The organism is Cytobacillus sp. Bva_UNVM-123 (assembly GCF_046351715.2).
GTDB lineage: Bacteria > Bacillota > Bacilli > Bacillales > Cytobacillaceae > Cytobacillus.
Window position 1 is genome coordinate 1,462,046 of sequence record NZ_CM177772.1, and the last position, 11,141, is coordinate 1,473,186.

The window sequence follows — 11,141 nt, forward strand, 5'->3', positions numbered from 1 at the left end:
CGAACAACGATTTATTGTTTTTAAACTTGCTAAAAGCATTAGCTTAATCCCTTTCCTAATTCGATTTCACATATAGAGTGAAGGCCTTTAATAAAAGTTTCGATTAGAATGGTAAGACTCTTATTCGAGTCAAAAGGGAGTCCAAAACCTCCTATTTGTTCAAGAGAGGCGAAACCGTGCAATAAACTTCTGAAGCTTCTTACCATGTGAATGGCTAGCTCATCATCTAGCTTATATACTTCTAACACTTGAATAGCAAGCTGGACAACATCTTGCTGTGCTTCTTGTAATTCTCTGTCATTTGCATGAGGAAATCTCGAAGTTGCTTCATAAAGACCTGGATGATTTCGAACAAATTGGATATATGCCTCACCAATAGCACGAATGGCGTCATCCCCTGAACGTCCTACTGCTGATTGAAGTAAGACTTCATTCAGTTTTTTCGTTCCGTAAATAGCTAATTTCTGCTTTAATTCTGTTAACCCGCTAATATGGTTGTATAAAGAAGGGGGACGAATTTGCAGCTTTTCAGCTAACATCCCGAGTGTAAGTTGATCTAAACTATGTTCATCAATTAATCGCGTGGCTTCAAGTAAAATAATAGGTAAATCTAATTTCATTCGACGAGACAACCTATCCTCACATCCTCATTAAATAGTATGATTAATTTTCAGCTTTCATAATGGCCTGTTTCATTAATTCAATTGGGTTTTCAAGTATTCTCCCATGACCAACTGCAAGTAGGCTAGGCTGATAGCTTACTAATTTCTTTGCACTTTCAAGAGCTGTCGCTTTATCCCAAGTGGCGAAAGCCGGAAACGGGAACCATGGCGTAAGTGTTCCTGAAACAGCTATTCCTCCTCTAGTTTGAAAAGCATCACCCACAATGATACTTTGATTGCGTGTATCAACGAGAGAAATGGAACCGGGTGTATGCCCAGGCGAATGGATGACTTCCAATGAACCAATACGATCTCCCTCATGAAGTAAAATATCTGGTTGAGTTTCAATCTTTTTCGGAATGCCTCCTCGAATCGGGACGTTTTTTTATGTGGCAACAAAGACGTGTCACCAGCTAACAATTTTGCGTCACGAATAGATATACAAACTTGGACTTCAGGTAATAATTTTTTCAACTCGTCTAAAGCACCGACATGATCTGCATGAGCATGTGTGAGGATAATATTTCTAATGGGTTTACCCATTTTCTTAGCAGTGTGAATAATACCTTTTGCGCTGTATGGCATGGCAGCATCAATAAGGGTCAGCTCGTTCTCTTCTTCGACAAAGTAACAGTTTACCGGAAACACTCGTGGCATAAATGCTAATTGAAAAACGGTATGAATCTTCGTTATCTTCATTTTTTATCATGCCTTTCTTTATAAACTAATCTCATTATCATTTTAACTAACACAATTAGTTTTTGGCAATCCCTTTTTTAAAAAAAAGAAAAAGAATCAGCATAATCATCTGATCCCTTTCCTTTAATTGTTCGGTCTTGTGAGGTAATTTTAAATCACATCTACATTCTTATTGTTCTTTCATTTGTTTCAAAAATTCTTTCATAAAACCTGGTAAGTCAGGCCATGCATGACCAGAAATAAGATTTCCTTGGACATGAAGATGGTCTTCAATATAAGTGGCACCAGCAGCTTCTACATCTGGTTTGCAAGCAATATAGGCTGTTAATTCTCTACCTTCTAAATATTGGCGAACAGTTGTTAAAATAAGACTAGCATGGCAAATGGCAGCAACAGGTTTATTTGCTTCAAAAAAATGTGCGACGATCCGAGGAACATTCTCATTCAAACGAATGTATTCTGGTGCGCGTCCACCAGGTATAATTAATCCATCATATTCCTCGGGATTCACATCTTCAAATGCAACATGGGCATCAATTAAGTATCCTTTACTCTCCGTATAAGTATCCCATCCAATAAAGTCGTGGACAACGGTCTGCAGCTTTTTCTTTGATGGTGCCGCTATTTGCACATCAAATCCTTCCTCAAGACAACGATAATATGGATAATAAATCTCTAATGCTTCAACAGCATCTCCTGCAATAAGTAATACTTTCTTTGACATTTAACCTTCCTCCTTTGAAAAAAATAAGGCGCCGCCTTTAGTTTATATATTCTGAATTGGAATTATATTCCCTTTATTTTTACATAAATTTAATAAACCTTCCTAATGCAGAAAAAATTATCATGAACATAAATCTAAAATGGTAGAAAAAACAGGAAGGGTTGTCAATAAGTGAATACTATGACACTATATAAGCATTAGTGAGAATAGATGGAGGAAATGAAATATGTCAAATTTGCCTAATTGCCCAAAATGTAATTCAGAATATACATATGAGGATGGTAGTCTATTAGTTTGCCCTGAATGTGCACATGAGTGGACATATGAATCAGAAAATGATAGTCATGATGATAAAAAGATTGTGAAGGATGCAAATGGAAATGTATTAAACGATGGAGATACAGTAACAGTCATTAAAGACCTTAAAGTAAAAGGAAGCTCATCTGTATTAAAAATAGGAACAAAAGTAAAAGGCATACGCCTAGTGGATGGGGACCATGATATTGATTGTAAAATTGACGGATTCGGAGCTATGAAGCTAAAATCTGAATTTGTTAAGAAAGTATAATGGTAGAGTTAAGTGATGAAAAAAGTGGTCTCAAAATATGAGACCACTTTTTCATATGGAGACGTAAACATTCGTTTTTTAAAAGTCTAGTAAATATTTACTTCCAATCATTAATTTTTGAAAATGATCGAGATTATTTCATCGGTTGTCATTCCGCTTTCGATTTCAAATATGCCAAGACGTAATTTTGTCTCTACACCTTTCTTTTCAACCTCTTTTGAAAATTTTACTGGGTCATCGATAATTTTTGCGCGCTTAAGTGCATTTCCAACATCAATGCTCGTCATTCCTGAAGAGACATTCAAGATCGTGCGGTATACAACCTTTTCCTTTGTGTCAGTTTTTTCTTTCTCTGTTTCTTTTTTAGGCTCATCTGTTTTCTTAGCGGCAGCAAGCTCATTATTCCACTCACTTTCTGTTTGAACAACATAGCCTTTGGAAGTTAATAAATCTTTCATTTCTCCTTCTGAAAGTTGTTTAGTTTTATGAGTGTTTGGTTTATCTACTGTTTCAGTATTTTTGGCAGCTTCGGCTGGACCATTGAAATACACAATGCCACATACTGTAGAGGCGACAATGAGCCCTGCTGCAAAGCTGCGAATAGAGTTTGGTGTCATTGGGCAAGCTTGCTCCTTTCACCTTTTGTTGTCATATAAGGTGCTAGTAGGCTTTCAACTTCATTTACGGTGAGTTCTTTTTTTTCTGCGATACTTTGTATGGCATACCCGCGTCTATGTAAATCAAGGATATCACGTACTAATATTCGCTGTTCATCTGTTCTTGATAATATTCCCGCCTCATGTGCAGAAATTTCTGCGTCGAGCTCAATATTGCGAATTTGCTTTTGAAGCTGATGAACTTCATTCATAATCGAAAAAGAAGTTTGATCTATTTGTTTTTCTAGTATTGAACTTGTTTGTTTCGTTTTTATAAATGATAGAATAAGCAGTACGACTGCTGTGCTTAACAAAATGGCTAACGTCCATTCCATAATCATAATCCTCCTTCAATATCTCCGTCGCTGCAAGCTAAATTATACTCTGATTAATAATAGATTTCGATTTAAAATAGAAAAACAACACTTTAGTCCTGTAAGATGATTGTTTAACAGGCAGATAGACCCCCGCCTATTAAAGCTATCTTTACTAAATTAGCACTGCTTTTTTATATTAAATGATTAGTAGATTTCCGAATTACTTATAACTCGTCTGCTATTCCAAGCAGAACAATGCCTAATATAACAACACAAATTACGGCATAATGTTTTTGACTCAATTTTTCCTTTAAGAAGATTCGAGAGAGAATGACGGAAAAAATACTATATGAAGCAATGAGTGGAGCGGCAATTATGGCATTTCCAGACATTGCAAATACATAGAAGAACTGTCCTCCCGTTTCTAAGATGGCTGCAAATCCTTTATCACGTTCTTTAAAAATATGAATCGTTTCTTTTTTGATAAATTTAAGGAATATGAAAGCAACTAATGCACAAATAAGAAAAGTAAACTCGTAGGCAAGCAGTGCGGCGTCTTCACTAATCAATTTCATTTCATCTAAATAGATTCCATCAGCAAAGGTCCCAAGCCCGTCAATTAGGCAGTATAAAAGTGGGAAAGTAATAGCTAGGAAGCCAATTTGATATTTTTTATCTATTTTTATTGCGCTTGCTTTCAATGCTTCAGTTTCCGCTTTTTTTTCTAAAATGGCAATTCCAATAACACCAATCGTAATGATAACAATACCTAAAATTTCAACAATTCCAAGGTCGTGTGTGAAAAAGATAAATAAGAGAATGGCTGTTACTGCACCAGATGAGTTTTGAATAGGAGAGGCAATAGAAAGCTCGATATACCTTAAACCGATATAGCCGATTGTCATTGATAATATATACATTGAGGATACAGGCAAATATTTAATAATATCTATCGGATCAAAAGTGATTCCTTTTAAAGACATATAGATCATTGCGTGAAGCCCCATTACGAAGCCAACCATCATGACAATTTTGAGATGACTGAACTTATCATTAGGGTTTGTCCCTTTTTTATAAAAGAGATCGGCACCACCCCATGCAAGTGCAGTGATGAGTGAAAAAACAAACCACATACATTTGTCTCCTTAAGATTGTTATTCAAAACCACTCAATTATAAACCTTTGCTCTGCTTTTATGTCAAGAAGAAAATAACGGAAAGCAAACTTGGCAATATTGATATTGATTGTTTAATCCTTCCAAAAAGATTAATATTATATCAGTACAAATTGGTCGAATGAATAGGAGGTGGATGAAATGATAAATCAAGTTGAGGAAAAGATACAAGCAGAAATCAATTTATTACAAGCTTTTGTAAAGATTGCACCTACTCTTCACAAACTTATGCAAGAGGATATGTCTATCAGTGTATATGATACTGAAAAACTGTTAATTTATGTTCCTGCTAAAACATTTAATTTAAATTTAAAGCCTGGAGAACCGTTAATTGAAGGTGATATTCTTTCAACAGCGATTAAAGGCAATAAGGAAATGGCTGCCATAGTCCCGAAAGAACTATTCGGAGTTCCATTTGCTTCAAAAGTTATTCCACTTCATGATGAGCAAGGTCGTGTCATTGGAGGAGTTGGTGTAGCAACGAGCATTGAGAGGGCGAATCAACTGCATAATGTTGCGGAAAGTTTATTATTAATCGTTGATCAAACAGTGACATCTCTGAAAGAAATCACAACTTCAGCAACGAGTTTAGCGAATCGAGCTAGTGGGGTTTCAGAGCATATGAAGGAAGTAAGTTCAGGTGCTGATCAAATTGAACAAATTTCCAAAGTCGTTAAAGGTGTGTCAGAGCAAAGTAATCTATTAGGATTAAATGCTGCAATAGAAGCAGCAAGAGCAGGAGAGGCTGGCAGAGGTTTTTCTGTTGTCGCTGATGAGATTAGAAAGCTTGCTACAAACTCGAAAGAAAATGTCACCCAAATTGATGAAATAACAAAAGGAATTCAGCAAGCCATTCAGAATTTAAATTCAGCGTTTGCTGGGATTACTGAATTTGCTGATAATCAAGTGGTCTCTATTCAAGAAATTTCAGTGATCGTTCAAGACATAAGTAAAAGCGCCCATCAATTATCAGAAATGGCGGGTAACAATCATAAGAAATGAGCGTATTTTTAACTTGTTTTTGAAAATGGCAAATGTTATGATTATTGTAATAATTATATAATTAATCACATGTTACTGATTCGACCAGGCATGGTGGTAAATAAAAGAAGCCTACTCTTTTATGTACCGCTATGCCTTTTTTAAATTCATTTATTATAACTCGAAAATAAAGGAGAACTGATCAATCTTGTTCAATTTCTTTAAAAAAACTAAATTGCAAATATATGCTCCAGTCTCAGGTCGTATTATTCCACTTGAGGATGTTCCTGATCCTGTGTTTAGCCAAAAAATGATGGGTGAAGGGATAGCGATCATCCCTTCAGGAGGAAGTATTCATGCCCCAATAGAAGGGACAATTATTCAAATAGCGGGAACAAATCATGCCATTGGCATTCTTGCAAAAGACGGAACTGAAATTTTAATTCATGTTGGTTTAGAAACAGTCGGATTAAAGGGAGAGGGATTTGCCGTATACGTACATGTAGGTGACGAAGTATCAATGGGACAGCTACTAATCGAAGTGAATTGGGAATACATTGAGGATAAAGCGAAAAGTATCATCACGCCAATTGTCATAACAAATAGCCATGAGGAAAATAAGCAATACATTTTAACAGAAGAAACAGTCGGAAAGCAGGGACAGACAGTCATCTTAACTGTTTCCACAAGTTAAAACCATTTTGAAGTGAAAACAGGGAGTGGTACGACTTGAAAATAAAGAAAATTCTGAATAATAATGCGGTTGTCATTTATGATGGTGAACAGGAAAAGGTTGCAATGGGCAGTGGCATTGCATTTGGTAAGAGAAAAAACGATCCCGTTAATAGCCATCAAATTGAAAAGGTTTTTGTTATGAAGGAAAATGAAAAGCTCCAACAGCTGCTAAGTCGCATTCCAGAAGAGCATTTTACAATTTCTGAAGAAATTATTACTTATGCAGAACAATATATTGGAATCAAGCTTAATGAGCATATCCATATTGCTCTTACAGATCATATTTCATTTGCAATTGAAAGAGTGAAAGAAGGCACTTTTTTGAAAAACAAGCTTTTGCAAGAAATTAAGGTTTTATATAAAAAGGAATTAGAGATTGGCCTTTGGGCCATTTCACATATGAAAGAAAAATGTAAGTTAGACATTCCAGTAGATGAAGCAGCCTATATTGCACTTCATATTCATACGATGAAGCCACAAGGAGGTGATATGCGTCAAACTGTTAAGCAGACGACGATTGTTAGAGATATGCTGAGCGTAATATCAGCTTATGAAAAGTTTGCAATTTTGGCTGCGAAAATTTATGAAGGATTAGGTGGAGATGAGAATGTTATCGCCGTAGATAACTGTACAACACGTTTAAGAATTGAAGTAAAGAACATGGAAGCTGTTGATCAGAACAAAATTAAGGCCACGGGAGTGCCGGGAATTAACATAGTCGGTCCCCAAAGCATACAAGTCATCGTCGGCACATCCGTCCAATTTGTCGCAGACGAAATCGAAAAACTCCACAAATAATAGCTGCCATTAAACGGTGCCAGGCACCACATATGTACAAATGACAGAGTTTTGTCCACCGACGGTGCTAGGCACCATTGACGTGTCCACCGACGGTGCCAGGCACCGTTGAAAGACAGATCTAATGGAAAAAGGAAGAAGTCTCTTCTAAGCAGTTGTAGAAGAGGCTTCTTTGTTTTTCTGATTAAGTTTATCTAGGACATATTGATTCCTGCCTGCACCAATGCCTGCGATTGTAAATAAAACTGAAGCAAAGATGAGCAGAATCAATGGCAGTGTCCAAGTATGGAATAAATCAAATAGGAACCCTATGACGAATGGACCGATAGCAGCCAGCATATAGCCGACAGATTGAGCCATTCCAGATAATTCTGAGGCTTGCCTTGCATTGACAGCACGTAAGCCAATAAGGGTTAAAGAGTGGCTAATAGCTGCCCCAAGAGCAATTCCAATCATAATGATACAAATGATAATGACGAATGGACTGCTTCCATAAAGAAGTCCGAGTAGTCCTATAATACATAAGAGCCCGATAGCAAGGGCAATCCCTTTTTGATGTTGAAGGCGATCAGCTAGAACAGGAATGATAAAGTTTGCTGGAAGTCCGGAGAATTGCATTAAGGTGACCATCCAACCTGCAGAAGCAATGCTAAATCCATAGCTAATAAGGATTTCAGGTAACCAAGCAGTAATGCTAAAGTAGACAAATGACTGCAAGCCCATAAAAAAAGTGACTTGCCATGCTATGGCTGAAAACCATAATGAAGAGTGCGAGTGAGTGATGTTATGGTGAGTTTTATGTACGTTTCTTTTTAGTTGCGGCAACCAGATGATTATGGCAATAAAAAGCAAGAGAACGTAGACAGCTAATGATATTTGCCAGCCCAATTGTAAATTTATTGCTAATGGAGTGCTAAGCCCAGGCGCTAATCCAGCCCATAATCCCATTGACAGTGTATAAACACCAGTAAGCAATCCGACTTTTCGTGGGAAATTTCCTTTGACAATCCCTGGTAAAAGTACATTGCAAATGGCAATTCCCGAACCAATTAAAACAGTCCCCATAAATAAGAAAATAATAAGACCTGTCGATCGAATGAGCAGTCCCAAAGATAATATGATTAGCCCAAGAAGAATGCTCCATTCATTGCCGAGTTGGCGGGAGATTTTGGGGATAAATGGTGAAAGTAATCCAAAGGCTAATAGTGGAAGTGTCGTAAGTAGACCTGCTGCCCCATTCGAAATTCCAGTATCTGCCCGAATCTCTCCAACCAATGGACCAACTGCTGTAATAGCAGGTCTTAATGTAAAAGCAACAAAAATAATTCCGATCATTAATAATGTATTACTCGTCTGCCTACTATTTGCTTTAAGGCTTGTTTTGCCCACTTATTCAATTCCTCCTATATTTAGTTATACTCTTCACAAATGGCTAAACAAACATCAGAAGAGTTTGAATTTTCTATCTATTATAAGGATATTTGAAAAATTTGTAAATAGTCATAAAAATATATATTCCCTTCATAAGCAAGATGAGTATAAGAGATTACATAAGACTATATTAATAATTTTTTCAATAGGCCGATAATACTTTTGTAATTACGAAAAGACATCTAATCAAGAGGGGAAATCTTACATGAAAATCAAAACAAAGTTAATTACAATCATCTCAATATTAGTTATATCACTTGTCAGTATTGGTGGTTTTTCTAATTATATTATTGAATTGACAGTTGAACAGAACAATATTTTGAAAAATAAAATGGAAATCCAAAAGAAGATTTTGAATATCCAAAATCACTTGGCTGGTCTTTCAAATGATGAAAGAGCACTTTTGATCTCAGGTGAGAAAGAGTATGCAGACGGGATGGAAAATAAAGCAAGTAATGTGAAGGACACTATTGCCGAAATAAAATCGATGATTGTAAATGATAAATATGATTATATATATGAGGAAGAAATTAACTCGTTAGACGAAAGCTTTGAAAAATTTTGGGGAATGAATCAACAAACTATTAAGATTTTTTATTCGAATCCAGAAGAAGCAAACAGAATCCATTTTGGGGAAGAACGGAAACTTAGAAAAGAAATATTAGATCCTGCAGTCGATCAATTAGTCAGCGAGCTTGAAAAAGACGTAGACAATTTAGTCAAAAAAATTAACACACAAAGCGACTGGAGTAAAGCAGCACTTATTGCTATAACGGTTGTTTCAACTATCATCGGCATCATTTTAAGTATCACTTTACTTAGAGCTATTCTCGTACCGCTTGGAATGATAAACAAACAATTAGATGAAATATCTAGTGGGGAAGCTGATTTAACAAAACGAGTTCGAGTAAAGGGAAATAATGAGTTCGGTCATTTAGCAGCATCATTTAATTCATTTGTTGATTCATTAAGAGAGATAATCGTCCAAATTGGCAGTTCTGCTGAACAAGTAGCAGCTTCCGCAGAAGAACTATCGGCAAGTGCAGAGCAGTCTAAGGCAACATCTGAACAAGTAACTGAATCAATGCAAACGATTGCCGATAGTAATAGTCAATTAAGTATGACGATGGGACATAATATGAATATGGTTAATGAATCCATTCAGGGCCTTATAGAAGTTTCTGCAAATTCTAACTCGGTTGCAGAAGTATCTTCAATGATGAAAGAAAAGGCAGAAGATGGAGCAGATTCAATTGAAAAAGTATTACAACAAATGCAAAATATTAATCAATCTGTTGAGCTAGCTGGGCACGGAATTCAGTCATTATTATCGAGTGCTACAGAGATTAGTGATATTTCTGCACTGATTACTGAGATTTCGAACCAAACCAATTTATTAGCATTAAACGCCGCAATTGAAGCAGCTAGAGCAGGAGAACACGGAAAAGGCTTTGCAGTCGTTGCTGAAGAAGTAAGGAAGTTGGCAGATCAAACAAGTGTTTCAGCAAATCAAATTCAAACATTAGTCTCGACTATTCAAACTGAATCTAATGATACGGTAAACAATATTAATCTCGTTAATGAAAATGTAATATCAGGAATCACTTTATCTCAGGAAACAGCAGTCAATTTTAAAGAAATTTTACTGTCAATTGAACAAGTAACATCACAAATCCAAGAGGCTGCTGCAGCGACACAGCAAATTTCAGCAAGTTTTGAAGATGTTCAACAATCGCTTGAAGAAGCGGCAGAAGGAACGAAGGAAACGTCGTCTAATACTGAAAGTATCGCTTCAGCGACAGAGGAGCAATTAGCTACGATGGAAGAGGTTACCTATGCAACAGAATCTTTATCAAATTTAGCTGAGGATTTACAGACGATGGTTTCGCGTTTTAAAGTTTAATTTTTAAGAATAACAGGCTAATAAAGGGTGAAACTGTCCATATGGAGGTAACAGCCCTTTTTAGCTAATGATAAAAGCAAGGATCCTCATGATTTGCCGCGTTTAATTTCTTCATTATATAGTTCTGTTCTTTTTATGTTTACACCTACAAATGACTCTAATATGGCTTGACCACCAGCAATGGCAAGAATAAATATTATATATTTAGCTAACGAAGGGAGAAATATATACAGCAAACAGAGAAGAATGGCAGACCAAATACCTGTGCACCAGTAACATGTAAGAAGATAACCGATCATTGATTTTGGCACTTTTTTGATTTCATGGTCTTCATTTTCTATTTTCTTAAGAAAAAGTTCCCTTATAGGTTCTGTTATTTTATCAAAAACAACTAAATGTGTTAAACGGTAGCTTGCCAATATGATCATTAATAAAGAAATCCAAGATAAATCCATTATCATCTCACTCCTTATGACTTTTATATTATCACCCG

At 36.1% G+C, this 11,141-nt stretch carries 12 protein-coding genes and 1 pseudogene; 5 read left to right on the forward strand and 8 right to left on the reverse strand.

Annotation, left to right across the window (positions count from 1 at the left end):
• Positions 1–38: 38 nt before the first annotated feature.
• From KDN24_RS06920 to KDN24_RS06930, 3 genes and pseudogenes are all read right to left on the reverse strand, one after another.
• The gene (locus KDN24_RS06920; RefSeq protein ID WP_409972044.1) at positions 39–620 is read right to left on the reverse strand and encodes a TetR-like C-terminal domain-containing protein; all 582 of its coding nucleotides are present in this window, start codon (positions 618–620) and stop codon (positions 39–41) included.
• Positions 621–663: 43 nt separating this feature from the next.
• Positions 664–1,361, reverse strand: a pseudogene (locus KDN24_RS06925) (MBL fold metallo-hydrolase).
• Between the two features lie 169 nt (positions 1,362–1,530).
• Entirely contained in the window at positions 1,531–2,085 is a 555-nt protein-coding gene (locus tag KDN24_RS06930; RefSeq protein ID WP_409972043.1) for a DJ-1/PfpI family protein, read from the reverse strand.
• Between the two features lie 226 nt (positions 2,086–2,311).
• On the opposite strand from KDN24_RS06930, the gene KDN24_RS06935 reads away from it, so the two are divergent.
• Positions 2,312–2,653 carry a zinc ribbon domain-containing protein YjdM gene (locus tag KDN24_RS06935; protein WP_409972042.1) on the forward strand — a complete coding sequence of 114 codons (342 nt, stop codon included), beginning with the start codon at positions 2,312–2,314 and terminating at the stop codon, positions 2,651–2,653.
• 110 nt (positions 2,654–2,763) lie between these two features.
• Here the strand turns inward: KDN24_RS06935 and KDN24_RS06940 are convergent, their stop codons facing one another.
• From KDN24_RS06940 to KDN24_RS06950, 3 genes are all read right to left on the reverse strand, one after another.
• Positions 2,764–3,270, reverse strand: coding sequence for a hypothetical protein (locus KDN24_RS06940; RefSeq protein ID WP_409972041.1), 507 nt, complete (start codon positions 3,268–3,270; stop codon positions 2,764–2,766).
• On the reverse strand, positions 3,267–3,644 hold the full coding sequence (locus KDN24_RS06945; RefSeq protein ID WP_409972040.1) for a hypothetical protein: 378 nt from the start codon (positions 3,642–3,644) through the stop codon (positions 3,267–3,269). Before KDN24_RS06945 ends, KDN24_RS06940 begins: the two co-directional genes overlap by 4 nt.
• A gap of 206 nt (positions 3,645–3,850) precedes the next feature.
• Entirely contained in the window at positions 3,851–4,759 is a 909-nt protein-coding gene (locus KDN24_RS06950; RefSeq protein WP_409972039.1) for an EamA family transporter, read from the reverse strand.
• A gap of 182 nt (positions 4,760–4,941) precedes the next feature.
• Here KDN24_RS06950 and KDN24_RS06955 point away from each other — a divergent pair, with 182 nt between their 5' ends.
• From KDN24_RS06955 to KDN24_RS06965, 3 genes are all read left to right on the forward strand, one after another.
• Positions 4,942–5,802 (forward strand): methyl-accepting chemotaxis protein, encoded by an 861-nt coding sequence (locus tag KDN24_RS06955; protein ID WP_409972038.1) that lies wholly within the window; start codon positions 4,942–4,944, stop codon positions 5,800–5,802.
• 187 nt (positions 5,803–5,989) lie between these two features.
• A complete protein-coding gene (locus KDN24_RS06960) occupies positions 5,990–6,475 on the forward strand; it encodes a PTS sugar transporter subunit IIA (protein ID WP_409972037.1) in 486 nt (161 codons plus the stop codon).
• A 35-nt stretch (positions 6,476–6,510) separates the two neighbouring features.
• Positions 6,511–7,314 carry a PRD domain-containing protein gene (locus tag KDN24_RS06965; RefSeq protein WP_409972036.1) on the forward strand — a complete coding sequence of 268 codons (804 nt, stop codon included), beginning with the start codon at positions 6,511–6,513 and terminating at the stop codon, positions 7,312–7,314.
• Positions 7,315–7,461: 147 nt separating this feature from the next.
• Here KDN24_RS06965 and KDN24_RS06970 read toward each other — a convergent pair whose 3' ends face one another.
• Positions 7,462–8,649, reverse strand: coding sequence for a CynX/NimT family MFS transporter (locus KDN24_RS06970; protein ID WP_409972202.1), 1,188 nt, complete (start codon positions 8,647–8,649; stop codon positions 7,462–7,464).
• 301 nt (positions 8,650–8,950) lie between these two features.
• Between KDN24_RS06970 and KDN24_RS06975 the strand changes: the two genes are divergently transcribed.
• On the forward strand, positions 8,951–10,648 hold the full coding sequence (locus KDN24_RS06975; RefSeq protein WP_409972035.1) for a methyl-accepting chemotaxis protein: 1,698 nt from the start codon (positions 8,951–8,953) through the stop codon (positions 10,646–10,648).
• 86 nt (positions 10,649–10,734) lie between these two features.
• Here KDN24_RS06975 and KDN24_RS06980 read toward each other — a convergent pair whose 3' ends face one another.
• On the reverse strand, positions 10,735–11,109 hold the full coding sequence (locus tag KDN24_RS06980) for a DUF1360 domain-containing protein (RefSeq protein WP_409972034.1): 375 nt from the start codon (positions 11,107–11,109) through the stop codon (positions 10,735–10,737).
• Positions 11,110–11,141: the final 32 nt, after the last annotated feature.

Coding starts and splice junctions, on each gene's coding strand:
- KDN24_RS06980 (WP_409972034.1), bottom strand. CDS start 11,109: ATGATAATGGATTTATCTTGGATTTCTTTATTAATGATCATATTGGCA.
- KDN24_RS06975 (WP_409972035.1), top strand. CDS start 8,951: ATGAAAATCAAAACAAAGTTAATTACAATCATCTCAATATTAGTTATA.
- KDN24_RS06970 (WP_409972202.1), bottom strand. CDS start 8,649: ATGATCGGAATTATTTTTGTTGCTTTTACATTAAGACCTGCTATTACA.
- KDN24_RS06920 (WP_409972044.1), bottom strand. CDS start 620: ATGAAATTAGATTTACCTATTATTTTACTTGAAGCCACGCGATTAATT.
- KDN24_RS06935 (WP_409972042.1), top strand. CDS start 2,312: ATGTCAAATTTGCCTAATTGCCCAAAATGTAATTCAGAATATACATAT.
- KDN24_RS06955 (WP_409972038.1), top strand. CDS start 4,942: ATGATAAATCAAGTTGAGGAAAAGATACAAGCAGAAATCAATTTATTA.
- KDN24_RS06930 (WP_409972043.1), bottom strand. CDS start 2,085: ATGTCAAAGAAAGTATTACTTATTGCAGGAGATGCTGTTGAAGCATTA.
- KDN24_RS06945 (WP_409972040.1), bottom strand. CDS start 3,644: ATGGAATGGACGTTAGCCATTTTGTTAAGCACAGCAGTCGTACTGCTT.
- KDN24_RS06940 (WP_409972041.1), bottom strand. CDS start 3,270: ATGACACCAAACTCTATTCGCAGCTTTGCAGCAGGGCTCATTGTCGCC.
- KDN24_RS06950 (WP_409972039.1), bottom strand. CDS start 4,759: ATGTGGTTTGTTTTTTCACTCATCACTGCACTTGCATGGGGTGGTGCC.